Below are 20,708 nucleotides of genomic sequence, written 5' to 3' on the forward strand. Positions count from 1 at the left end.
GGTGTGCCGCCGTCGTCCCGCGTTAACGGCGGCAGGGCTGGCAGAGTGACCCGTATGGACCCATCCGAAAGGCACCAATGAGCTATACGCAGTACCCCATGCCCAGTCCTCCCAAGATGGCGTCTACACTCGGACCGGTTGGAAAGACGGCCATTGCAGTAACCGCTTTCCTGCTGGTTATGGCCGTAGTGGCGGTAGGAGTCTTCATCGCGAGGGGTGGAGCCGGGTATCAGGACCGTGATTGGGAAGACAAGGTGGACTCCATTGTCGACTCCCTGCTCCCGATGGCGTCCGGCGAGGTGGACGACCCCCACGCCGACGAGTTCGATGAGTTCTGGAAAGACCCGGCGATGAATACCCCGGAGGCCACCGCCCTCATGGCCGCGGTGACAGCTCAGTGGGAATCTCACTTCCGCACCTACCAGCTTCAGGCGCAGGGATACCTGTCCAAGATCGAGGACGCGGACGCCAAGGCGAGGGCCCAAGAGAAGATGGACCAGCTTGACCGTGCGTTTGCCGACGACCGACCGGCGCGTGGAAGGGTGGTCATCTTCGAGGACCTGTCCCCGTTCCTCTCTGCGAGTTGCGACCCGGACGACAGTGACAAAGACCTGATCAAGTTCGACTCCTCCGGGAACCCCCAGCCACAGTTCACCACTCGCAACACGCGGGCCGGTACTTGGCCTTCGGACCCCGATTTTGAAGCGCGGGTTAAGCCCCTGATCGTGAAGGCGTACCCGGAAATGTATGACGCTTGGCTCTCCGAGCGTTGTAGCAAGTAACCCTGGGCCGAATGGCTGCTGGACGCGGCAGGGCTGGCAGACTGACCCCTATGGACAGCTCCGACCCTTCCAAAATTACGCTCGACTTCGACGCCGCCGCGCTCCTTTGGGACGCCTACGCCGCGGCATTCCCCAAGCAGGTCGCGGCCGCCGGGGAATACACCGTGGAAACGTTCGGCGACTCCCCGGCGATGGCCGACGAACTGCTGGCGCTGGTTCTGGATGGCCGCAAGCAGGCCACCTCCTCGCACGTCGCTGACTATGTCCCCGACGGCGAACCGCTCCCGCGCATCGGCTGCCACTGGATTGTCTGCGACGGCACCGGTGCGCCGAAAGCGATCCTCCGCACGGTCGAACTGAGGCTCGGAACCTTTGCCGACGCGGATGAGGCTTTCGCCTACGACGAGGGTGAAGATGACAGGAGCCTGGCGTCCTGGCAGCGCGAGCACCGGAAGTTCTGGGAACGCACGGCCGAAGCCCGGGGCGGCAGCTGGTCCGAGGAGGATGAGCTGGTGTTCGAACGCTTCGACGTGGTCTGGCCCGCCGGGGCGCGGTAAACGCTTCCTCAGCCCCGCCGGAAACCACCCTCGGTGCTGATCGTCTGGCCCACCACCCAGCGGCCCTCGTCGGACACCAGCCAGGCAATGAGCCGGGCCGGATCATCGGGGGCGCCGATGCGTCCGCCCGGGAAACGGGACCCGACGTCGTCGAGGACTTCCAGCGGGCGGTCCGCCGTTTCCGGATCAAGGTAACCGGTGTTGACCGGGCCCGGATTGACGGTGTTGAGCAGGATCCCGCGGTCGGCAAGGTCCGCTGCGACCGAGGGAGTGATGCTGGCGAGGGCGGCCTTCGAGGTGCAATAGGCAATTTCACCGGGCATCGGGCCCAGCAGCTGTCCGCTGGTGAACCAGATGACCCGCCCGCCGGCACGTCCGTCGTGCTGGTCGGCGAAGCGAGCGGTGGCGAGCAGCACGGAGCGGGCGTTGACGGCCCAGTGCATGTCCAGCATGGCGGCGTCCAGCGCCTGCAACCGCCCGTCGCCCCCGTTGCGGGCATGGTTGCAGATGAGGATGTCCAGGTGCCCCAGGGCTGCGTGGGCATCGGAAATCAAAGCATCGGGTGCCTCCGGTGCAGCGAAATCGTGTTCGCCGTGGGCAAGCCGGGCCCCGGGCTGCAGCCGTTCCCGCAGCAGGTCCATCACCTCGTCAACGTCCTCGGCGCCCCAGGGCTGTTCGGCGTCGTGCGGCGCGAAGTGCTGCAGGTAGAGGCTGGCGCCCATGTCGGCCAGACGCGCGGCAACGGCGAAGCCAATGCCCCGGCGGCGGCTCACGCCGGTGACGACGGCGGTGCGTCCGGTCAGGGGAGGGGGAGTCATCGGGCCATGCTAGCGGGAGGAATCCGCGCTCCGGAGGAAGGACGAGCAGTCTCCCTTGAAAAACTCCCGCAGCTGAGCGGGATCTCCGGCCTGTGCTGGGGCAATGACGGAGGCATCAAAGACTTCGGGGTTGACCATGTTCTCCTGTATTGCGGGCAGGGACGTGTACTTGGCCAGGTACTCCATGCTGTGTTCCTGGCCGGTAGCGTCTCCGCTGTCGAGGGCCTGGAGGTAGGAATCCATCCAAGCGCAGAGCCAATAGCCGGCGACGGTGGTGTCCTGGACTCCGTCCGCGATGCTGATGTCCCCCTGCTTCGACCGGACTTCGGGATCGCTGAAATCGGTGGTTTCGAGCAGCCACGAGGTGCCGGCGGGCAGCGGCTCCGGGAACTCCGCGATGGCCTCCGCAACCGCCTGGTCGAAGCAATCGGGTTTGATGCTGGTGGTCCCGGCCGGGTCCATCCGCATAATTTCGCCGCCCGGGCAGGGCTGCAGGGTCATGGTGGGTTCCGGGGCGGGCCGGGCACTGGCCTCGGCGCGTGCCAGAGCCTCGTTTCTTTCCGCGTCGGTGGTTCCGCAACCGGCGAGTACGCCGGTGAATAGGGCGCCGGCTGCGGCAATGCCCATGGCTGCTGTCACTCGCGTGTTCATGTGTGTCCCCCCGGTCCTACGCAGACAATAGCCGAGCAGTGGCCGGGGGGATAGCGGCATTGTTGGCTAACCCTGCCGGGGCTAAGCCGCCCGGGATGCGGGTTCGCGCTACCAGGGCAGGGGGCCGTCCTCGTCACTGAAGGTGCCGCTGGGTCCGTTGGCCGGGATGGTGGCCATCCGGACGGCGGCCCTGGCGCCCTGCTCCGGTGTTCGTGTTCCCCGGAAACCGTTCAGATCCGTGGCAACAAAGCCCGGGCAAACCGCATTGACCAGGATGCCCTCCGGCGCCAGCCCCTTCGCATACTGCAGCGTCAGGGAGGTCAGGGCCGTTTTGGAGGGAGCGTATCCGGCTGCGATGGGGTCCGTATTGGCTGGATCGGATACTGCGGCCAGGGACCCGGCCACGCTGGAGACGTTTACAATCCGAGGGGCGTCGGACAGGCGCAGCAGCGGCAGGAAGGCCGCAGTCACGGAAATGACTCCGAAGAAGTTGGTCTCGAAAACCGAGCGGATTTCGTTCACGTCCGCCGATCCCGGCTGCTGGGCGGCAAAGCTGACACCCGGCGTCGCCGCAATGCCGGCGTTGTTTATCAGGGCATCCAGCCGCCCAAAGCGGGTCTTAACGCTGTCCGCCGCGGCCGACGCGGAGGCCGGATCGGTTACGTCGAGAACCACGGCGACGGCGTCTCCGCCCTCCGCGCGCAGCTCCGCGGCGGCCCGCTCGCCGGCGTCGGCGCTTCGTGCGGCTACCACCACGGTGTGGCCGAGTGCGGCCAGCTGGCCGGCAATCTGCCGGCCGATGCCCTTGTTGGCTCCCGTGACGAGGGAAATCATGCTGTCATTCATGGCACTCCTTGGAAAAGCGGTTTCTTTCCGGTTGTGGAAGGTACCTCCACTCTGTGCCCAATATTCGGGACTAGGAATAAGGAAAAGTCCGCATTTCTTGCTCTAGAGTACAGATATGGTTTCCGACCGTTTATCCGAAGTCCTCGATTTCATCCAAGTCCGGGGCGTCATCTCCGGGAGCATCGCTGTGCACGGCCGCTGGGAAACGGAGGCAAGGATTGACGACGACGTGAAGTTCTTCGCCGTGGTGCAGGGCAGCATGAAACTGGCGACCGACGGCCTTGAAGAACCTCTGCTTCTGGAGGCGGGCGACGTCGTCGTCCTCAACGGCCGCACCTGGCTGCGGCTCCACGGCGGCAGCGGAGATGCAGTGCCCGCCCGCGTCGATCCGCCCGCCAGCGGCACCTTTGTCCGGGCAGGGGAGGGCGAGGCCGGAACCGAGGACATCATCATTGGCGGCCGGGTGGCGGTGAATACCGTGGGCCGGGACCTGCTGCTGCAGGCGCTGCCGTCCGTGGCCCACGTCCGGTCCGGCACGGAAGCCGCACCCCACCTGCACATGCTGATGCGGCGTCTTTTCGACGAAGTTTCCCGGCAGCAGATGGGCTCCGGGTTTGCGGTCCGCCAATATGCTCAGCTCCTGTTGCTGGACGTACTACGGTCCTTCATCACCGATGCCGAACTGCCGCAGGGATGGCTGAAGCTGATAGCCGATGAACGGCTCCGCCCGGCCCTGGCACTGATACATGCCCCAGGGGTGCCGCCTCCGAGCCTGGCGGAACTCGCGAACGCAGCCGCCATGTCCCGCACCGCCTTCGCGGAGCGGTTTCGGGACGTTGCCGGCACTCCGCCCCGCGCGTACCTGAACAACTGGCGCATGCTCGTGGCGCAGCGGGAACTGCGTTCCGGGGATACCCGGATCCGGTCCCTGGCGCTGGAGCTGGGCTTTTCTTCCGAAAGCGCGTTCAGTACGGCCTTCAAACGCAGCGTCGGCGAGTCCCCCCTGCATTACCGGTCCCGGGTGCGCACGCTGCAGCCGGCGGACTAGCGGGGCGGACCGGTGGCACCCGCGCTCCGGACAGGGGCCGGCGGACGACGACGGCGGGAGCGCACGCGGCGGCGGTGGGCGCGCGCGCGGCTGCGGGAGCGGGCGTAGATCCGAGCCCGGTCGCTGGACAGGGCAAGGATCAGCAGGACGTCGAAGGCGTAGCCGAACAGGTTGGTCCGCAGCGCGGTCTCGGGACCGGCGGACGCGGCTGCTACCTGCACGGCGATGGCGACTGAGCTCAGGGACATCGCAGTAATCCGGGCAGAGTTGCTGCCGCGAAGAATGAGCACGGCCAGCACCGCCTCCACGCCGGCGAACACGGTCAGGGAGACGCTGGTGGGGGCGTAGGCGCTGCCCAGCTCGGCGAGGCCACGGCTCTGCGTACCCAGCAGGTTGATCACCAGGGAGATATCGGTCAAATGCACCAGAAAGGGTGCCGCCACCGCCAGGGCGGCAAGTCCGCGCAGCAACACCAGGACCGTGCCGAAAACAACGGGTGCCGGCGGCCGCTCCCGGCGGGCGGCTGCCGCCCCCGTCGGCACGGCGGGGCCGGTCTCCGGCAGATTGCTCAGGTCCGCCACCGGCAAGTCCCCGTCGGTGACAATCGAATCCCCGCCGCCGTTGCGGGAGTGGTATCCGGTGGAGAAGTTCTTGATGACCTCCACGGACACTGCGGGGGAGGAGCCCCGGAGGGAATCGATCAGGTAGTCCCGTTCGGCGTCGATATTCTCTCCGACCCGGTGCGTGACCTGCAGGGTGAACAGGGATAAACCGACGGCACGGTCAAAGGACGCGGCACCCAGCCAGTCCGCGGCAATGCCGCCGGGAAGCATCCATCCCTCGGGGCAGCGCCAGAACCGGACGTGGTGACGCTGCCGGGGATTGCCGTGCACTTCCTGCTCGTAGGCGAAATCCTGCTGCCGGTCGAACAGGAGCAGGGGGCTCACCGGGGCCTGGACGTAGCTGCGGTGCAGCAGGGTTGAGGAGACAATGTGCCAGCTGCTGGACAGGGTCACCGGGTCAGCGAGCTTCCAGCCCGCCTTTTCCAGTGCGCCCCGCAGCTGTCCCTCGCTGCCCAGGAAGGCCAGGTTGACGGCGTCGCCGAACAGGCCGGCACTGGTGCGGGTGCGGCCCATGAAGTAGTTCGGGATGAAAATCTGGGTCAGGACCCGGTCCAGGCGCGGCAGCACCAGATACGCCAGCGCCGCCCAGAACACCACCAGAAACCAGACGTGCCGTTGCTGAAGGCTTTCCTCCAGCAGGAACACGGCAAACCAAGCCGCCCCGATGGCGCTGAACGTGAAGAAAGCCCAGTCGACGGCGGTTGCCGCCGGTCCGCCGTCGGACTCCTCCACGGGGCCCGGCCGGATCATCCGGAAGTCAGAGCCCCGGTATTTCGCCGTTGGACTTGGCTTCGATCCAGTCCACGGCGGCATCCGGCAGATAGTAGGACCCGCTGCCATCGGAAGCCATGCCTCGGCTGCGGGAGATGTCCTCCACCACCCACGCCTCCACCGCGTCGCCGTTATTGGCGGTCAGCCACTCGCGGGACTCAGAGGTGAGCATCGGCCACCAGAGGGCAATGCCCAGGTCATCGCGCTCAAACTGTTCATCAGTCATGGCTAAAACTCTGGCACTAACGGGCCGGCGGGTCGACGGTCTGCGCTTCCCGGTTACCGGCCGGCCGTGAATTCCGGTGCAGGCGCAGCGGTGAGCCAGCAGTGGTGTACCGGGCCGTCGCGGGGAGGGCGTGGAGGGTCTGCTGCATCGAAAGAGCACAAATTACCGATTTTCAGCCGAAAAACGGTAACTATTGCCCTTTCGATTCGCGAAACGGTAACTATTGCCCTTTCGATTCGCGCCAGGACCACGGCATCAGCCGGTTCACCCGCCGCGAAGCCAGGTTGCCCCGGAAAACCGGACGTGCGACCGTGGAAGGGAGGCCGCGACACGGTCTCCCGGACGAGGGGTGCCGTACCCGGTGTGCGACAAGACGGCCCAAGGGAGACTCTCATGTCATGGATTGTTCTGGTGCTGTCCGGCGTCCTGGAAGCAGTGTGGGCCACCGCCCTGGACAAATCACAGGGCTTCAGCCGGTTCTGGCCCTCCGCCATCTTCGTTACCGCCCTGCTGGCGAGCATGGCCGGACTCGCTTATGCCATGCGGGAACTGCCGCTTGGCACCTCATACGCTGTCTGGGTGGGCATCGGCGCCACGCTGACCGTCATCTACGCCATGGCCACGGGCGCGGAATCGGTGTCCCTGCTGAAGATCCTGTTCCTCGCCATGATCGTCGGCGGCGTCATCGGACTGAAGACACTCCACTAAAAAGGCGCCCACGCCCGCTAGATTGGACGGCATGACTGCTGCGGGGGCCGTGCTCGAGATTTCCAACCTACTGGTGGGCTACGCCGGTGCACCCGTCTGCGGCGCCATCACCGCCTCGGCGGACGTCGGCGAGATCCTCGGCGTCGTGGGCTTCAACGGCGCCGGCAAATCCACCGCCGCCCGCACCATCGCCGGGAAACAGCTGATGCTCGACGGCGAGGTACGCGTACACGGGCTGCCCGCCAACGAGGACGCCATCCCGTTCCGCCGGCAGGTGGCCGCACTCTTCGACGAGGATGCGTTCTTCCCTTCCCTGTCACTGCGGGAACACCTGCAGCTGGTCGCCCGCGGGCACGGGGTCGCGGACCCGGACGCCGCCGTCGACGCGGAACTGGACTTTTTCGGCCTGCAGGACCGCGCCGACGCCGTCCCGGAGTCGGTCTCCTCCGGCCAGCGACGGCGGCTGCTGCTCGCCTCGGCCCTGATCCGGCCGTCCTCCCTGCTGATCCTCGACGAACCGGAACAGCGCCTGGACCCGGTGATGCGCGAACGGGTGGGGAAGCGGATCCGCCGGTACGCCGACGACGGCGGGACGGTGCTGCTCGTGACCCACGACCCCGCGCTGCTGCTGGCGACGGCGGGACGCTGCCTGCTGATCGATGACGAGGTGCAGGAGATCGAGCCGGCGCTCGCCGCGGCCGAGATCGCGGGCCGGTAACCTGTGACGCTCAGTGAAGCCGCCGGCCTGCCGACGGAGTTCAACCCCGCCCGCTACAGCCGTGTCGCCTCGCGGGAACACCGCCGCGGCAGCGTCCGCGTCCGGGATGTGCTGCTGGATGCCTATGCCACCTTGCTGGGGGTCGCAACCATCGGAGCGCTGGCCGGGGGACTGGTTTTAGCGATGCGGAACGAGGTCGCGAAGGCTCTGGGTCCCGGAACCGGCGGCCGCCGCACCATCGTGGCCGCGGACTGGAGTGCCCTGCCCGACGGCGCGGCGGTGACCGTCCTGCTGTTCGCGGTCCTGGCTGCGGTGATGGCCGGGGCGCGGAAGCTCGGGCCGGTGGCCGTGGCCTCGGCCGAGGGGTACTGGTGGCTGAGCCTGCCCGTGGACCGGCGCTCCTTCCTGGCCGGACCGCTGCTTCGCCGGGTGGGCCTGGTCTGGGCGGGAGGTGCGGTCCTATACCTTCCGGTCGGCTTCATCACCGACCTGCAGGCAACATTGGAAGGCCAATTCCTCGGCGCCGCCGTCTTCGGGCTGGCCGCGGTCTGTGCCCTGCTGGTTTCGGCCCTGCGGCAGTCGGCGGGGAACGGCTTCCCGGGCGGAGTGTCGGGCGCGGCCGGCGGGCTGGTGCTGCTGGCCGTGCTGAGTTTCTTTACCCGGCTGGCCGCCGCCGGGGAACTCTGGCCGTCCGCCGCAGCGCTTGCCGCCGTCGTCGGACTGTGGGCGCTGGTGTTCGCGCGGATGGGTGCGATCCCGGGCCGCGAGCTGATCCGCGGCGGCGGGGTGTCCGGGCACGCCGGTGCCGCGCTGTATCTGATGGACACCAACGAGCTCGGCCGGGCGTTCGCCGGCACTCCGCGCGGCCGGACGACCTCCCGTGCGCGGCGCTGGTACGCCAGGGGATCGCGCACCCCGTTCGGCGCACTGCTGCGGGCGGATGCCACCGCGTTCCTGCGCACTCCCGGGACCTGGGCCCGTCCCGTACTGCTGCTCCTGCTGTGCCTCACGGTTCTGCTGTCCGCCGGGCAGCAGCCGGCGCCGCTGCAGCTGGTCATCATCCTGCTCACCGTCTGCGCGGTGGTTCCGGCGCTGGGTGCCCTGGCCCGGCAGACCGCGGTCACGCCGGGGCTGGACGCGCTGCTGCCGCTGTCCCCGGCACTGGTGCGGCTGAGCCGGACGGCCCTGCCCGCCGCCGCACTGGTGCTGTGGTCTGCAGGGTTCTGCGCCGTCCTGGTGCTGCTGGGTGCGGGCAGTCCGGCGTTGATCGGGCTCGGTGCGCTCGCCGGGGTCGGGTTTGGCGCCGCGGCGGTGCGGGGTGCCTACCGGCCGCTGCCGGACTGGACCGCTCCGCCGACAGAGACCGTGTTCGGCCCGGTGCCGTCCGCGCAGACCGGGTCTCTGGCCCAGGGGCTGGACGCGATCCTGCTGGCGGCGGTGCCGCTGCTGCTCGGCCTGTTTCTTGGCTACGTTCCCGGAGTGCTGCTCCTGGCGCAGGCGGGCTTTTCCGCGGTCTGCGTCCTGCTGGTGATGTACTCGCGTTCGAAGTAGAAGCGGCAGCCCATCATGCGTGCCTGCACCCTTGTGCGGGGAAAAACCGGAGGGTGGAGTTGGGGGATGGGATCCCTTACATACTCCATGAACTGCTCGCTGGACGGGTACAGCGCCGACGCTGACGGTAACTTTGCCTGGCTGGAGCCGACCGAAGATTTTCTTGCCTCCCATTCCGAGGACCTGGAGGACGCGGCCACCGTGCTCTACGGGCGGCGGATGTACGAAACCCTGTCCGTGTGGGAGACCGACCGCGCGGCATCGGTTGGCCTTCCGGGGACTGACAGGTTCGCGGATGCCTGGTCGGCGGTGCCCAAGGTGGTGTTTTCCTCCACCCTGCAGGATGTTTTCACCGGCCGGACGACTTTGGCACCCACCCTGACTCCGGAAGCCGTGGAACGGGCCAAGGCCGCGGGAAACGTCATGATCGGCGGACCGGAACTGGCCAAGAGCGCCATGCGGATGGGGCTGGTGGACATTGTGTCGCTGGTGATCTGTCCGGTAATTGCCGGCGGCGGCACGCGGGCCCTGCCCGACGGGTTGCCGCTGAACCTTCGCCTCCTGCGGGAACAACGCCTCGACAACGGGGGAGTCCGGGTGACCTACGCCGTGGGCTGAGGCGTTGCTTCCCGCGCGGCGGCCGGATCAGAGCCGCGCGGGAAGAACCCGGCTACCGCCTAGAAGAGGCGTTCGGCCACGTTCACCCGGGTGGCCGACGCCAGTGCAGACTCGACCTTCTCCTTGGGCGTTGTGCCCGGAGCCGAGGTCATCAGCTGGTCGTCGGGTGTGCTGGCATCCGCAAGGTACAGACGGGTGTAGCCTGCGGAGTCCGGCTCAAACCTCCAGCTCTCGGCCACGGTGCCCGCGTCGACGACGTCGTAGCCCAGCGCGTCGATGAGTGCGGCCGCCTCGGCCTTGGCCGAGTCGTCGTCAGAGGCGATGGGCAGCGCGGAGCGGTCAGCGGACCCGGCGGGGCGGGCCAGAAGCGGAATGTGATGGGCCAGGATGTTATTGAAGGCCTTGACGTACTGCGCTCCGGGAAGCCGGCTCTGCACCAGTTCGCTGGTGGTCACTGTGCTGTCATCAAGCTCGGCGATGTGCCCGTCCCGCGACGGGTAGTAATTGCTGGTGTCCAGGACGATCTTGCCGGCCAGCAGCCCGTCCGGAAGATTCCGGACCGCGTTCAACGGAATGGAAAGCACGACGGCGTCGCCGGATTTCGCGGCGTCTTCCACCGTTCCGGCCTGCGCCAGCGGCCCGAGGTCGGCCACCAGTTCCGAGAGCGTTTCAGGTCCCCGCGAGTTGGCAATCACGACGTTCATACCCGCCGCAACCGCTAGCCGTGCGACTGCGGATCCGATGTTTCCGCTTCCAATGATTCCCAATGTCGGCATTGCGTATCCCTTCGATGATGTTCGGTTGGACTGGCACGCGTGTACTTCGGCAGTCCCTAAAGGAGGCAACTGCCCCTGCCGTGAAGGAATTCCCCTAGGCGACGGCGTCCCTGACGGCGGATTCCGGGCGGCGGACGCGCTAGGCGAACCGTATCCCGGCGGACATCGCGAGGTTTCGGGCTCCGGTGAAATGTTCGGCCGTGGCGGCACGGTTCAGCAGCCGTGCCGCCCGAACCATGAGGTTTCCCCGCCGACGCCGGCCGGCGTCGTAGCACTGCAGGCCGGCGGTCACGTCGGGAGCCGAACTGAGTGCGTCGATCAGGGCGACCGCGTCCAGAAGAGCGTCACAGGCGCCGCGGCCAAGGTTCGGTGCCATTCCGTGCGCAGCGTCGCCCAGCAGTGCCAAGTTGCCGGAAATGTAGGACGGGAGCGGCGGAACGTCGAACAGTTCCCGGTAATCAATCGGGTTTCCGTCCAGTTTCCCCAGGACCCGGGTGACGTCCGGATGCCACCCGCGGTAGAGGCTGCGCAGCAGTTCTGCCCCCTGGGCACCGATAGCCTCCGGGGAACCCAGCGGAGGAAGGTCCGTGGAACGGAGGCAGGCAAACCAGTTAGTGCTACCGGCATCCAGCGGCGTAATGCCGAACAGGCGGCCGCGCCCCCAGGTCTCGCTGACTCCGCCGGCCGGGCCGGGGACAACGCCCCGAAAGGCCACTGTTCCAAGCGCCCGGGGCGATATTCCGGTGGAGGCGGTGCGCAGGCGGCTGAAGATTCCGTCGGCGGCCACAACAACATCGGCAGAGGGCAGGGTTGAGGGCCCTGCAACCGGTGAATTCCATTGGATGACCCCGGCGGGCAAGTCCCCGGATAACGCCTCCAGCAGGACGGTGCGCGGCACCAGGCGGGCGGTCCGACTGCGGCCCATGGCGGCGATCTGGCTGCCGTCCGGTTTCAGGATCCGTGCGCCCTGCTCCACCACCGAACCGGCGCGGACTGCGTCACCGGCGCCCAACGCGTCGAGGGCCCGCATCGCCTCGGGCCACATGGCCGGCGCCGTTCCGCTGCCGGGCAGGTTCGCGCCGCGTTCGAGCACCTGGACCGACCATCCTGCGCGGAGCAGCCCCCGCGCAACGGCGGTTCCTGCGATACCCGCTCCGACGATCAGTGCTGAACCGCGCATGACCTCTCCTCATCAATGGTCCGGTTCCGGCCGGCTCGGGGGCGGCCCCTGCCTGCTGTAGATTCCGCTCCTGCCGGAATCTACGCCGCCTGCTGCCTGCTGTCGACGTCGGCCTCGTGGACCGCTCCGCTATTCCGCACCCGGCGGAAGCCGACGACCGTCAGGTAAATCCCCAGCGACGCCTCCCAGATGATCTCCGGAAGGGTGGCCAGCGCGGACGGAACCGAGGACTGTCCGTAGGCGCCGAAAAGCACGGCAATACCGGACAGCGACATCAGCGGACCGCCGATCAGCCCGAACAGTGCCATCGGCCGCGGCACCAGGTGCGAGCGGTACATCAGGAACCCCAGCAGCAGCCCGTTGCCGATGCCCACCACGAACCCCGGGCCGAGCAGGAAGGTCCAGCCGTGCACCGCCACCAGCGCCCGGGCCACGGGCAAGTACTCCCCGGCGTCGGCCCCGGCGGTCTGCCGCAGCGTCACCACGGTGAGCACGCTGAGAATCCCGACGGAGATCAGCGCGCATTCCATGATGCGGGCCGCGACATAACCGACCGCAGCGGTCTCGCTGTGCCGGCGGAGGACGGGAAACAGCACGACGGCGGTGCCGATGTTCGCGACGATCAGCACCAGTTCGCAGACCGTGCCGAGCAGGATCCGGGTGTCCGTGCCGGGTCCGGCGAGGTAGTCCGGGCCGGTCAGCAGCGGTGCGTACAGGGCAGCCCCGGCGATGGCGGAGGCGAAGGTGAGGAGGAAAAGGATCCCGGCGGTCCGGGCGGTCCGGTTGGAGGCGTGCATGGTGCTCCTGTCGGCCAGAAAGTGTACTGCGTACACCTGATGCGACGAACCTAGGTGTATGTCGTACACTCTGTCAAGGATCGATTTCCCGGAAGGCGGCTCTGTGGGACAGGTACCGAAGGATCGGCAGCAGGAAGCATCCGCGCGCCGGCCGCGACTGAACCGGGACGCCGTGCTGCGCGCCGGCGTCGTACTGGCCGATCAGGTGGGCATCGACGGCTTCACCATGCGCACGCTTTCCCAGGAACTCGGCGTGGTGCCCATGGCGCTGTACAAGCATGTGGCGAACAAGCAGGAACTGCTCGAGGGCATGGTGGACCTGGTGTGGGCGGAGGTCACGGAGCCGGACAGGGGACACGGCTGGAAGCAGGCGATGCGTGATCGTGCCGTCTCCCTCCGGGCCGCACTGGTCACGCACCGCTGGGCCGTGGGGCTGATGGAGGCGGCCGGCCGGCCGGGACCGGAGAACCTGCGCCAGCACAACGCGCTGCTGGGCTGCCTGCGGCAGAGCGGATTCTCCTTCCGCAGCACCGTCCACGTCACCAGCCTGCTGGATGCTTACGTGTACGGCTTCGCACTGCAGCAGAAGACCCTGTCCTTCGAGACCCCCGAGGAATCGGCCGAGGCCGCGGCAGCCACCCGCGACGGTGAAACGGCGGAGGCGGCCGCCCGGTATCCGTACCTGCTCGAAGTGGTGGGGGAGCTGGCGAAGGAAGGCTACGACTACGACGCCGAGTTCACCGTCGGGCTGGACGTCCTGCTGGACGGCATCGAGGTTCTGCGGGGTTCCTGGCGCGACGGCTAGGTTCGCCGGCGCGGATGGCGTGAACGACGACGTCGCCGGCTCCACGTTTCGCCGCAGGAGCCATGTCCGGTGACCATGGACCCCCCGACATGAGGTAGATTTTTCGCGCAGGACTAATGAGCAAGTATTTTGGCTACATTCCGGGGGTAACTGCCAATGGATCTAATCATCGCCGTGGTCTGCCTCGCGGGCATCATAGCTATTAATTGGTGGGTCCAAAAGTACCCTAACCGGTCCAAGGAATACCCGGAACGAATCCGAATGACGAAACTGATAATGATTGTCGGTTGGCTTTCCATCGGTATCGGAGTCCTAGTGGGTCTGGTGGGGTTTACCACGGACACCGACCCCCTCCCACCCCGCATTGCCGGCGCCGGCATGCTTCTGATCGGGCTGATACTCCTGGGCATGTATCGCAACTTCTACATTGTGCCGGGCGAATCTGAGATTGCTTTCCGCACTATGTTGGGCAGGGAGCATGTCCTTCCCTACAGTGACATTGCGAGTTATCAGATGTCGCAAGTGAATCGGCGGACGTACGTGACGGTTAAGTCGATTCACGGCGTCAAGCTTGGCCTGGACATCGCTATCTACAATGTGAGCCCCCTGCTGCGGGCCATCGAGCACCACGAGGCAACCGGGCGCTGGCCCGTCCGGGGTGAACTGCCCCTGCAGAAGCAGTAATCAGGGGCTTTGCCCGGGTCCGGAGACGCTCAATCAGGACTATGAGGGGGGGAGCGGACATGCTGGTCATCCTGCCACCGCGCGGCTCTTGCCCCGCACAGCGGGTGATGCGAACGTGGGGGAAAGTCCGTGAAGCTGTGCGGCTGCGGACTGCGCCGGCACTCCGATCCGGACCCCAGGTGTAAGGAATCCCATGGAACCCGAGGAACTGCTCGTGGCGCTGAACGCAGGCGAAACAATTACCGCCGGGTCACCCCTGCATGAAGCCATGCACCATGCCAGTCAGGCCGCCTTGCAGATCACCGGCGAGCTCAACGGCGGCTACCACGAACCGGCCCGGGTGCGGGAGCTGCTCTCCCGGTTGACCGGGAAACCGGTGGATGAATCCGTGGCCCTGTTTCCGCCGTTCTCCTCCGACTTCGGGAAGAACATCAGCCTGGGGAGACGGGTGTTCATCAACGCCGGCTGCCGGTTCCAAGACCAGGGCGGGATCCGCATCGGGGACGACTGCCTGATCGGCCACAACGTTGTCCTGGCCACGCTCAACCATGATCTGTCGCCGGCGCACCGGGCGGACATGCATCCGGCGCCGGTCACGCTCGGCCGGAACGTCTGGCTCGGCTCCAACGTCACGGTCCTGCCGGGTGTGACCATCGGCGACGATTCCGTGGTGGCCGCCGGCGCCGTCGTCACCAAGGATGTTCCGGCACGGTCCCTCGCCGTCGGGTCGCCGGCACGGGTGATCCGCTCGCTCGCGGATTAGACCGGCGGGCGGCAGGCGTGTGGCGTGCGCAGCTCTTTAATTGCGGCTGACGCCGGTGTTAGCTTGAGGCACGGATCGAATCGATGTGCGGGAGCCCGTACAGGAAGGAGATCGCCATGACCGAGCATCTCCACAAATTCGCGGATCTCTACCGCAAACAAGGACCCTGGTGTGCCGCCTATGTTGATGCAGGGGCCGGAACCGTGGAAGGTCGGGAAGCGGCCGAAGTCCGCCCGGGCGCTGTCCGGAGGGCGCTGGCGGAAAAGGGGGCTCCGCCGGCGGACCTTGAGGCCATGGAAGCCGCGGTGGCTCCTGCCTACGGCGTGCCCGCCCCGGTGTCGCGCTTCGTCCTCGTCAGGCAGGGGACGGAGGAACTGAACGAACTCCTGCCCGGCCCGCTGATGGGCCCGAAGCACCTTTCCGTGGGGCCCGTTCCGGACCTGCTGCCGCTGCTCAAGCACCGCCCGGAAGAATTCCCGTACATCGTTGCGGAAGTTTCGAGGGAAGGTGCCGAGATCCGGCTGGCATACGTGGGCCGCCCCGGTCCCGCCAGCGTCCAGGACGTTGAAGGCTCCAGCGAGGACATCCGTAAACTTTCCGTCGGCGACGGCTGGGCGCAGGACAAGCAGCAGCGCAGGACGGAAGGCATCTGGCGCCGGAACGCGGACGAGGTCGCGGGACAGATCGACAGCGTCGTGGACAGCAGCGGCGCCCGGCTGATCGTGCTCGCCGGTGATGTCCGTGCCCGCGGACTGGTGCAGGACCAGCTCGCCGAAGCGCACAGGAATCTGGTCCGCATGCTCGATTCGCATACCCGTACCGGCGGCGCCCATCATGAGGGTTTCGAGGACCGTGTCCAGGAACTGATTGCCCTGGAGTGGGCGGACGAGCAGGAACAGATCATGGACCGCCTCGCCCTGCAGCAAGGGCAGGCCAACCCCGAGTCGACCACCGGCATCGGTGCTGTTGTCCAGGCCCTTCAACAGGCGCAGGTGGACGTGTTGATCCTGAATGACACTGCGCTCGCCGACCACCAGTTGCTGGCCCTCGCCGTCGAGCCGTGGGTGGCCACTGCGGAGGAACAAGCGCTGGGCTCAGACGTGCTGGGCAAGGTTTCCGCTCCCGTGGCCCTGCTGCGGGCGGCCGCCCTGACCGATGCGCGACTCCTTCTGGTGCCCGACGGCGTCCTGCCCGGCGGAGCCGGCGTCGCCGCGCTGCTACGCTGGCCCACCGGTCCGGAAGCACCCGGAAGGAACGCGGCCTAGAGGCAGTCCCGGATTAGCGCTGGCGGGTGGCCTGGACGACGACGTCGCGCAGGGTGACCTGGCTGCCGTCCGGCGCGGTCATGGAGCGCGGATGTTCCTCGGCGACGGTGATGCTCCACGTCGCCGGATCCAGGAGCGCTCGGATGGATTCGGCAGTCACGATCGTGTCGGCGGGCGGGTGGTGCCCGTGCGCCGTCGTCGCCTCATCGTCGTGGGCGTGCCCGACAATCAGGAGGGTGCCGCCAGGAGCCACCCACTCCGCGACCCGGGTATAGAACGCCAGCTGCGGCATCGCCGGGTGGGCGTAGTTGGTGGTGACCAGGTCAAAGCGGCGTCCCGGTTCCCAAGAGACCAGGTCCGCCTCGATCCAGTCCACGCTGCCGGACAGCGTCTGCGCTTCGGCACGCCGGGACGCAGCGGCGAGGGCAGATGCGGATACGTCCGCACCCACTACCGTCCAGCCGTGCGCGGCCAGTTCCAGGGCTTCCGCGCCCGTTCCGCAGCCGGCGTCGAGCGCGCTGCCTGCCGGGAGCTCCGCCGCGAGGCGTGCCACGTAAGGGTTCGCGGGCGGCTGGTGGCCCGCGGCCGGATCGGTGTCCGGGGCCTCGTGCCAGTGCTGCTCCCAGTAGTCCTTGTCGAAGCTGTGTGTCATTGTTCCAGCGTAGTCCCAGGCCGATCCGGAGCTAGCTGGAGGTGAGCTCCCCGGCCAGAAACCGGTTCCGTGACTCAATGAGCCTCCGGAGGTAGCGGGCCAGCACCAGTTTCTCGACCAGGCGCCCGACGATGCCGAACGGCACCTCGAACTCGATGCGGTCAACCATTGTGCTGCCCGCGGTGTCCTGATGGAACTCATGGACGTGCCGGAACCGCCGGAACGGGCCCTTGACCTGTTCGTCGACGAAACGGTCCGGCGGTTCCATCTCGGTGATCCGGCTCGTCATCCGCAGCGGAACGCCGAAATGCCAGGCCCGCCAGGTGACGTCCTCACCCAGCGAGATGAGGCCGGACGTCACGCCGCAGACCGCCTCTTCACGGGACCGTGCCATGGAGTCCTTATGCGCATCAATGCTTCGGGCACGGTCAAACAGCTCCGATGCGGGCAGGGCTATCCGGGTGGTGCACTCGAAGTAGACGGTCATGGTCAGAGTATGGCAGGGCGTTCTGCAGCCAGCGGCGCGCGGACTGATTAGGTTTTAGATAATGTCAGGGAAGGAGGCTGAAATGAGAAACCATGCTGCAGGGAACGACGATAAATCTCCCCGCCTAGAATCGGTCTGGCCGGGCGCTTTATTCATCATGCTCATTGGCATGTTCATTGCCATCACTGCGTTCATCCCCTACAACATTGACCGGCGCCTAATGAATAACGGGACTAGCGCCGAAGGCACGGTCATTGACTTTGACGAACAATCGTCAAGAGGGTCAACGACAAAGGTTACAACTGTTTCCTTTACCGATTCAGACGGGGGTACACATACCATCGAGGAAAGAGCAGGGGTTCGCACCGCGACTCCTGACATAGGTTCCAAGCACACGGTGTATTACAACCCGGACCGTCCTGATAAAGCGGTGGTGGAAGGATGGGAAAAGAGTGCCGGTTCCGGCTTTGGCGCCGGGGGCTTTTTCATTATGTTCGGTGTCTCCCTAGTGGTTATGGAAAAGTTCTCCTCGAAACGCGCTAAGGGAGCCGGCAGCCCCGTGAAGTAGCACCGGCAACTGCCCGGTCGCCAGGCATCCCGGGAAGGTCAATATGTCCCGGGAGATGGTCCCACCGGTCCCGAAGCTCCCGGGCAGGCCGGGGGATTGCGATCTTTCCGCCGCGCGCAGATGGATGCCAGGTTTATCGAGACCGGCATCATGACGACTGTCCGCGAGGTCCTGGGCCGACGCGTCCTTCGCCGGGAAATCAGACGCACTTGAGCCGGAGCTGCGGGCCCGGCCGGAACCTCGGCGCGGATCTCGTCGTCGACGTTCACCCGCCCGCGGCTCAGCACGATGCCCATGAGTCCCGTCTTCCGCACGACTTTTCCGGCGCTGTTGAGGGGCAGCACTGTTTTGAGCAGCCCGGCCTGGAAGCGGTCAATCTGCCGGCAGGGGTTCCGCAGCCCGGTCACCTGGACGACGGCGTCGGGCCCGATCCGCAGGAGTGTTCCCTCGGGCAGGTTCAGGAGGTCGATGCCGCGGGTGGTGATGTTTTCGCCGAGGTCGCCGGGACCCACCTCGAAGCCGTCCTGCGCCAGTTCCTCGAATAGCTCCGCGTGGATCAGGTGCACCTGCCGCAGGTTGGGCTGTCTCGGGTGGGACCGCTTTCTGAACACATGCTGCACGGTGGTGCCGGAATGCGCGTCTTCGTCGACGCCCAGCCCTTCCACGAGCAGAACCGATTCCACCAGGTCCTTGCTGAAGTTGTGCCTGCTGCTTTGACTCGGCAGGCGCAACCGGCTTTTGGATGGCTGTGGCTTTAATCAGCTCAACGCCGGGGTGGTAGGCATCTCCTTCGCGCACCTCTGCCGCCAGCGTGGAGGGTTCGCAAACCCATAGTCGGTCAGCGTGCGCAGGAAAAGAGTCCCTGACGCAAATGGGAAATTTCTTAGAACCCGTATGGACATTCACATTTTGGCAACACACTGTTGCGAACACACTGTTGGGAACACACCTACCGAAGTCAAGACGATCATTTTGGGGATGATATGAGCCGCGTAATGCAATCGAACACTGGTCATCGAGAGGCAGCTACCCGTCCTGTGCAGCACGACAGCACGGCTGTGTGGTCCATGTTGACTGTAGAGCCGGAGCGCAGGGATGCGGGTGATGAAATAGTCCGCCGCATTGTTGCTCCGCTGATTTCCGGAACGAGGACCGGGGGAGAGCGCTGGTTTGGCTTTTCCCGCAGGCTGGAATCCGCCCATCCGGCCGTGCACCTGCATGTGCGTGCCGCCGACGACGTCGTTAAGCGGCTTTGGAAGTTTGTGTACGCGTTGGCAGACGAAAGCGCTGCCTCACTGGGTCCCGTGAAGATCTCCCGGTGGCCGGACATCACTTATCCACCCCGATCAGGCGAACCAGCGCACGAAGTAATGGAAGCGGCATTTGCCCGGTTCGGTGGACCGAAGGGCTTGGAACTGGTTTCTGAGGTTGCCGACTTGTCCTCGGACCTGGCTTTGTGGGCAGTCAACCGCTTTCCCCGCCTCAACATGCGCTCGATGCTGGCCGCCCTGCTTCTCTTCGACACCGGCCACGCCATGATGCGCGGACCGCGGTCGGCTGTGTGGCCCGACCGCAGAACCACTAGCTGGGACTACTACTGGAACGCTCATCTGCACGCCTGCACAGGTTCTTTTGGTTCGCACTCCGGGCAGGCACGCACGGCAATGATGGCCCAGATGGCACCCCGGGTTATGCCTGCGCATAGGGTGATGGCCGCCCTTGCCTCGGAGTCGGCAGTGGATATCTGGCGGAAGCGCTGGGCAAGGGCCATCGATGAGTATTTGTACCGAGCAGACAAGCAACGCATCAGTCGCAGTGCGCAGCAGCTGGCTATGGGGGCTAGCGGGCTAGCACTCAACCGGCTGGGCTTTCCACCCCGGGAACAGGGGGCGCTTGGGATATACGCGCGTGCCTGGAGCAAGGATATTGAAGCGCAGTATTCGGGTCAGGAGCGCTCGCCGCAGCCGTCGAAGCCGGGTAAGAAATGACGGCGTAGGCGGCCCACGCCAGGGGCCACCGCTTATGTTCCGGACGACGTTTTCCTAGAACTGGATTCCCCGGGAGAGGCCACCGTCCGCGAGGACGTTCGCTCCGGTCATCCGGGAGGCGCACGGACTGGAGACGAAAACAACGACGTCGGCCACCTCCTGCGCGCTGCCCATCCGTCCGGTGGGATTCAGCGCCAGGGACGAGGCAAACATCTCCGGACTGTTCCGTTCCATGCTCTGCCAGACGCCGCCGTCGTGATAGGTGTTACCCGGCGACACCGTGTTGGCGCGGATCCCGGTTCCGGCCAGCTGGAAGGCCAGCCCGGCCATATAGGCGATCAGCGCGGACTTGACCGTGCCGTACGGTCCGGACGCGAAATCAACCTCCCGGCCGGAGACGCTGGAAATGGCCACCAGCGACGGCGACTCGCTGCGCCCAACATGCGGGATCGCCGCCTGCATCAGGCGCACGGTTCCCATCAGGTCTACCCGCAGGCACGCCTCCCACGACTCGGCACTGTCATCGATGGCCAGGGCGCTGACGTTGCTGACCACCGCGTCCAAACCACCGAAGCGCCCGGCGACGGCATCCACCCAGACGGCCACCGCGTCGCCGTCGCCCACGTCCAGAACGGTGCCTTCCACCTTCACGCCACTGCCGGCCAACGCCGTTTCGGTGGCACTGATTTCCGCCGCGTCCCGGGCGCAGAAGGCAACGTTGGCCCCCTCCGCGGCGAACGCTTCCACGATGGCCCGCCCGATTCCCCGGGTTCCGCCGGTGACCAGTGCCGTCTTGCCGTTCAACTGCAGATCCATGGTTTCCTCC

At 66.5% G+C, this 20,708-nt stretch carries 25 protein-coding genes and 1 riboswitch; of the genes, 13 read left to right on the forward strand and 12 right to left on the reverse strand.

Annotated features, from left to right (window positions below; genetic code table 11):
- Positions 1-77 precede the first annotated feature (77 nt).
- Both NNX38_RS02155 and NNX38_RS02160 read left to right on the forward strand, forming a co-directional pair.
- Positions 78-782: a hypothetical protein gene (locus NNX38_RS02155; protein WP_255796510.1), complete on the forward strand. Its 705-nt coding sequence runs from the start codon at positions 78-80 to the stop codon at positions 780-782.
- A gap of 50 nt (positions 783-832) precedes the next feature.
- Entirely contained in the window at positions 833-1,339 is a 507-nt protein-coding gene (locus NNX38_RS02160) for an ASCH domain-containing protein (protein WP_255796511.1), read from the forward strand.
- 8 nt (positions 1,340-1,347) lie between these two features.
- Here the strand turns inward: NNX38_RS02160 and NNX38_RS02165 are convergent, their stop codons facing one another.
- The 3 genes from NNX38_RS02165 to NNX38_RS02175 form a co-directional block, all read right to left on the reverse strand.
- Positions 1,348-2,157, reverse strand: a complete 810-nt coding sequence (locus NNX38_RS02165; RefSeq protein ID WP_255796512.1) for an SDR family oxidoreductase — start codon at positions 2,155-2,157, stop codon at positions 1,348-1,350.
- Between the two features lie 9 nt (positions 2,158-2,166).
- Positions 2,167-2,808 (reverse strand): hypothetical protein, encoded by a 642-nt coding sequence (locus tag NNX38_RS02170; RefSeq protein ID WP_255796513.1) that lies wholly within the window; start codon positions 2,806-2,808, stop codon positions 2,167-2,169.
- A gap of 108 nt (positions 2,809-2,916) precedes the next feature.
- Positions 2,917-3,654, reverse strand: coding sequence for an SDR family oxidoreductase (locus NNX38_RS02175; RefSeq protein ID WP_255796514.1), 738 nt, complete (start codon positions 3,652-3,654; stop codon positions 2,917-2,919).
- Between the two features lie 115 nt (positions 3,655-3,769).
- On the opposite strand from NNX38_RS02175, the gene NNX38_RS02180 reads away from it, so the two are divergent.
- Positions 3,770-4,702, forward strand: coding sequence for an AraC family transcriptional regulator (locus NNX38_RS02180; protein WP_255796515.1), 933 nt, complete (start codon positions 3,770-3,772; stop codon positions 4,700-4,702).
- Here the strand turns inward: NNX38_RS02180 and NNX38_RS02185 are convergent.
- Together NNX38_RS02185 and NNX38_RS02190 are read right to left on the reverse strand one after the other, a co-directional pair.
- Positions 4,699-6,057 (reverse strand): LssY C-terminal domain-containing protein, encoded by a 1,359-nt coding sequence (locus tag NNX38_RS02185; protein WP_255796516.1) that lies wholly within the window; start codon positions 6,055-6,057, stop codon positions 4,699-4,701. The genes NNX38_RS02180 and NNX38_RS02185 overlap by 4 nt on opposite strands.
- A gap of 25 nt (positions 6,058-6,082) precedes the next feature.
- On the reverse strand, positions 6,083-6,322 hold the full coding sequence (locus NNX38_RS02190; RefSeq protein WP_255796517.1) for a hypothetical protein: 240 nt from the start codon (positions 6,320-6,322) through the stop codon (positions 6,083-6,085).
- A 316-nt stretch (positions 6,323-6,638) separates the two neighbouring features.
- Positions 6,639-6,705: riboswitch (guanidine-III (ykkC-III) riboswitch) on the forward strand.
- Positions 6,706-6,715: 10 nt separating this feature from the next.
- Here NNX38_RS02190 and NNX38_RS02195 point away from each other — a divergent pair.
- The 4 genes from NNX38_RS02195 (at position 6,716) to NNX38_RS02210 (ending at position 9,917) form a co-directional block, all read left to right on the forward strand.
- The gene (locus tag NNX38_RS02195) at positions 6,716-7,030 is read left to right on the forward strand and encodes a multidrug efflux SMR transporter (RefSeq protein WP_229946320.1); all 315 of its coding nucleotides are present in this window, start codon (positions 6,716-6,718) and stop codon (positions 7,028-7,030) included.
- 31 nt (positions 7,031-7,061) lie between these two features.
- On the forward strand, positions 7,062-7,748 hold the full coding sequence (locus NNX38_RS02200) for an ABC transporter ATP-binding protein (RefSeq protein ID WP_255796518.1): 687 nt from the start codon (positions 7,062-7,064) through the stop codon (positions 7,746-7,748).
- A 3-nt stretch (positions 7,749-7,751) separates the two neighbouring features.
- The gene (locus tag NNX38_RS02205) at positions 7,752-9,299 is read left to right on the forward strand and encodes a DUF6297 family protein (protein WP_255796519.1); all 1,548 of its coding nucleotides are present in this window, start codon (positions 7,752-7,754) and stop codon (positions 9,297-9,299) included.
- A 66-nt stretch (positions 9,300-9,365) separates the two neighbouring features.
- Entirely contained in the window at positions 9,366-9,917 is a 552-nt protein-coding gene (locus NNX38_RS02210; protein ID WP_255796520.1) for a dihydrofolate reductase family protein, read from the forward strand.
- A gap of 59 nt (positions 9,918-9,976) precedes the next feature.
- Here the strand turns inward: NNX38_RS02210 and NNX38_RS02215 are convergent, their stop codons facing one another.
- From NNX38_RS02215 to NNX38_RS02225, 3 genes are all read right to left on the reverse strand, one after another.
- Positions 9,977-10,903 carry an NADPH-dependent F420 reductase gene (locus tag NNX38_RS02215; RefSeq protein WP_255796521.1) on the reverse strand — a complete coding sequence of 309 codons (927 nt, stop codon included), beginning with the start codon at positions 10,901-10,903 and terminating at the stop codon, positions 9,977-9,979.
- Positions 10,833-11,873, reverse strand: coding sequence for an FAD-dependent monooxygenase (locus NNX38_RS02220; protein ID WP_255796522.1), 1,041 nt, complete (start codon positions 11,871-11,873; stop codon positions 10,833-10,835). The genes NNX38_RS02215 and NNX38_RS02220 overlap by 71 nt, the downstream gene beginning before the upstream one ends.
- Before the next feature lie 80 nt (positions 11,874-11,953).
- Positions 11,954-12,670, reverse strand: coding sequence for a DUF4386 domain-containing protein (locus NNX38_RS02225; protein ID WP_255796523.1), 717 nt, complete (start codon positions 12,668-12,670; stop codon positions 11,954-11,956).
- 58 nt (positions 12,671-12,728) lie between these two features.
- On the opposite strand from NNX38_RS02225, the gene NNX38_RS02230 reads away from it, so the two are divergent.
- From NNX38_RS02230 to NNX38_RS02245, 4 genes are all read left to right on the forward strand, one after another.
- A complete protein-coding gene (locus NNX38_RS02230; RefSeq protein ID WP_255796524.1) occupies positions 12,729-13,475 on the forward strand; it encodes a TetR/AcrR family transcriptional regulator C-terminal domain-containing protein in 747 nt (248 codons plus the stop codon).
- Positions 13,476-13,631: 156 nt separating this feature from the next.
- Positions 13,632-14,159 (forward strand): hypothetical protein, encoded by a 528-nt coding sequence (locus NNX38_RS02235; protein WP_255796525.1) that lies wholly within the window; start codon positions 13,632-13,634, stop codon positions 14,157-14,159.
- Between the two features lie 193 nt (positions 14,160-14,352).
- Positions 14,353-14,922, forward strand: coding sequence for a sugar O-acetyltransferase (locus NNX38_RS02240; RefSeq protein ID WP_255796526.1), 570 nt, complete (start codon positions 14,353-14,355; stop codon positions 14,920-14,922).
- 116 nt (positions 14,923-15,038) lie between these two features.
- The gene (locus tag NNX38_RS02245) at positions 15,039-16,187 is read left to right on the forward strand and encodes a Vms1/Ankzf1 family peptidyl-tRNA hydrolase (RefSeq protein ID WP_255796527.1); all 1,149 of its coding nucleotides are present in this window, start codon (positions 15,039-15,041) and stop codon (positions 16,185-16,187) included.
- A gap of 13 nt (positions 16,188-16,200) precedes the next feature.
- Here the strand turns inward: NNX38_RS02245 and NNX38_RS02250 are convergent, their stop codons facing one another.
- Positions 16,201-16,839: a bifunctional 2-polyprenyl-6-hydroxyphenol methylase/3-demethylubiquinol 3-O-methyltransferase UbiG gene (locus NNX38_RS02250; protein ID WP_255796528.1), complete on the reverse strand. Its 639-nt coding sequence runs from the start codon at positions 16,837-16,839 to the stop codon at positions 16,201-16,203.
- Positions 16,840-16,870: 31 nt separating this feature from the next.
- On the reverse strand, positions 16,871-17,326 hold the full coding sequence (locus NNX38_RS02255) for an SRPBCC family protein (protein ID WP_255796529.1): 456 nt from the start codon (positions 17,324-17,326) through the stop codon (positions 16,871-16,873).
- A gap of 82 nt (positions 17,327-17,408) precedes the next feature.
- Here NNX38_RS02255 and NNX38_RS02260 point away from each other — a divergent pair, with 82 nt between their 5' ends.
- Positions 17,409-17,894: a DUF3592 domain-containing protein gene (locus tag NNX38_RS02260; protein ID WP_255796530.1), complete on the forward strand. Its 486-nt coding sequence runs from the start codon at positions 17,409-17,411 to the stop codon at positions 17,892-17,894.
- 38 nt (positions 17,895-17,932) lie between these two features.
- Here NNX38_RS02260 and NNX38_RS02265 read toward each other — a convergent pair whose 3' ends face one another.
- Positions 17,933-18,577 (reverse strand): MOSC domain-containing protein, encoded by a 645-nt coding sequence (locus NNX38_RS02265; protein WP_370646351.1) that lies wholly within the window; start codon positions 18,575-18,577, stop codon positions 17,933-17,935.
- A gap of 384 nt (positions 18,578-18,961) precedes the next feature.
- Between NNX38_RS02265 and NNX38_RS02270 the strand changes: the two genes are divergently transcribed.
- Positions 18,962-19,882 carry a lantibiotic dehydratase C-terminal domain-containing protein gene (locus NNX38_RS02270; RefSeq protein ID WP_255796531.1) on the forward strand — a complete coding sequence of 307 codons (921 nt, stop codon included), beginning with the start codon at positions 18,962-18,964 and terminating at the stop codon, positions 19,880-19,882.
- A gap of 54 nt (positions 19,883-19,936) precedes the next feature.
- Here NNX38_RS02270 and NNX38_RS02275 read toward each other — a convergent pair whose 3' ends face one another.
- A complete protein-coding gene (locus NNX38_RS02275; RefSeq protein ID WP_255796532.1) occupies positions 19,937-20,698 on the reverse strand; it encodes an SDR family NAD(P)-dependent oxidoreductase in 762 nt (253 codons plus the stop codon).
- Positions 20,699-20,708: the final 10 nt, after the last annotated feature.

This window comes from Arthrobacter sp. zg-Y238 (assembly GCF_024385525.1).
Classification (GTDB): Bacteria; Actinomycetota; Actinomycetes; order Actinomycetales; family Micrococcaceae; genus Arthrobacter_B; species Arthrobacter_B jinronghuae.

Coding starts and splice junctions, on each gene's coding strand:
- NNX38_RS02200 (WP_255796518.1), top strand. CDS start 7,062: ATGACTGCTGCGGGGGCCGTGCTCGAGATTTCCAACCTACTGGTGGGC.
- NNX38_RS02160 (WP_255796511.1), top strand. CDS start 833: ATGGACAGCTCCGACCCTTCCAAAATTACGCTCGACTTCGACGCCGCC.
- NNX38_RS02240 (WP_255796526.1), top strand. CDS start 14,353: ATGGAACCCGAGGAACTGCTCGTGGCGCTGAACGCAGGCGAAACAATT.
- NNX38_RS02175 (WP_255796514.1), bottom strand. CDS start 3,654: ATGAATGACAGCATGATTTCCCTCGTCACGGGAGCCAACAAGGGCATC.
- NNX38_RS02270 (WP_255796531.1), top strand. CDS start 18,962: ATGTTGACTGTAGAGCCGGAGCGCAGGGATGCGGGTGATGAAATAGTC.
- NNX38_RS02230 (WP_255796524.1), top strand. CDS start 12,729: ATGTCGTACACTCTGTCAAGGATCGATTTCCCGGAAGGCGGCTCTGTG.
- NNX38_RS02195 (WP_229946320.1), top strand. CDS start 6,716: ATGTCATGGATTGTTCTGGTGCTGTCCGGCGTCCTGGAAGCAGTGTGG.
- NNX38_RS02190 (WP_255796517.1), bottom strand. CDS start 6,322: ATGACTGATGAACAGTTTGAGCGCGATGACCTGGGCATTGCCCTCTGG.
- NNX38_RS02155 (WP_255796510.1), top strand. CDS start 78: ATGAGCTATACGCAGTACCCCATGCCCAGTCCTCCCAAGATGGCGTCT.
- NNX38_RS02260 (WP_255796530.1), top strand. CDS start 17,409: ATGAGAAACCATGCTGCAGGGAACGACGATAAATCTCCCCGCCTAGAA.
- NNX38_RS02250 (WP_255796528.1), bottom strand. CDS start 16,839: ATGACACACAGCTTCGACAAGGACTACTGGGAGCAGCACTGGCACGAG.
- NNX38_RS02180 (WP_255796515.1), top strand. CDS start 3,770: ATGGTTTCCGACCGTTTATCCGAAGTCCTCGATTTCATCCAAGTCCGG.
- NNX38_RS02170 (WP_255796513.1), bottom strand. CDS start 2,808: ATGAACACGCGAGTGACAGCAGCCATGGGCATTGCCGCAGCCGGCGCC.
- NNX38_RS02220 (WP_255796522.1), bottom strand. CDS start 11,873: ATGCGCGGTTCAGCACTGATCGTCGGAGCGGGTATCGCAGGAACCGCC.
- NNX38_RS02225 (WP_255796523.1), bottom strand. CDS start 12,670: ATGCACGCCTCCAACCGGACCGCCCGGACCGCCGGGATCCTTTTCCTC.
- NNX38_RS02165 (WP_255796512.1), bottom strand. CDS start 2,157: ATGACTCCCCCTCCCCTGACCGGACGCACCGCCGTCGTCACCGGCGTG.
- NNX38_RS02210 (WP_255796520.1), top strand. CDS start 9,366: ATGGGATCCCTTACATACTCCATGAACTGCTCGCTGGACGGGTACAGC.
- NNX38_RS02235 (WP_255796525.1), top strand. CDS start 13,632: ATGGATCTAATCATCGCCGTGGTCTGCCTCGCGGGCATCATAGCTATT.
- NNX38_RS02275 (WP_255796532.1), bottom strand. CDS start 20,698: ATGGATCTGCAGTTGAACGGCAAGACGGCACTGGTCACCGGCGGAACC.
- NNX38_RS02245 (WP_255796527.1), top strand. CDS start 15,039: ATGACCGAGCATCTCCACAAATTCGCGGATCTCTACCGCAAACAAGGA.
- NNX38_RS02255 (WP_255796529.1), bottom strand. CDS start 17,326: ATGACCGTCTACTTCGAGTGCACCACCCGGATAGCCCTGCCCGCATCG.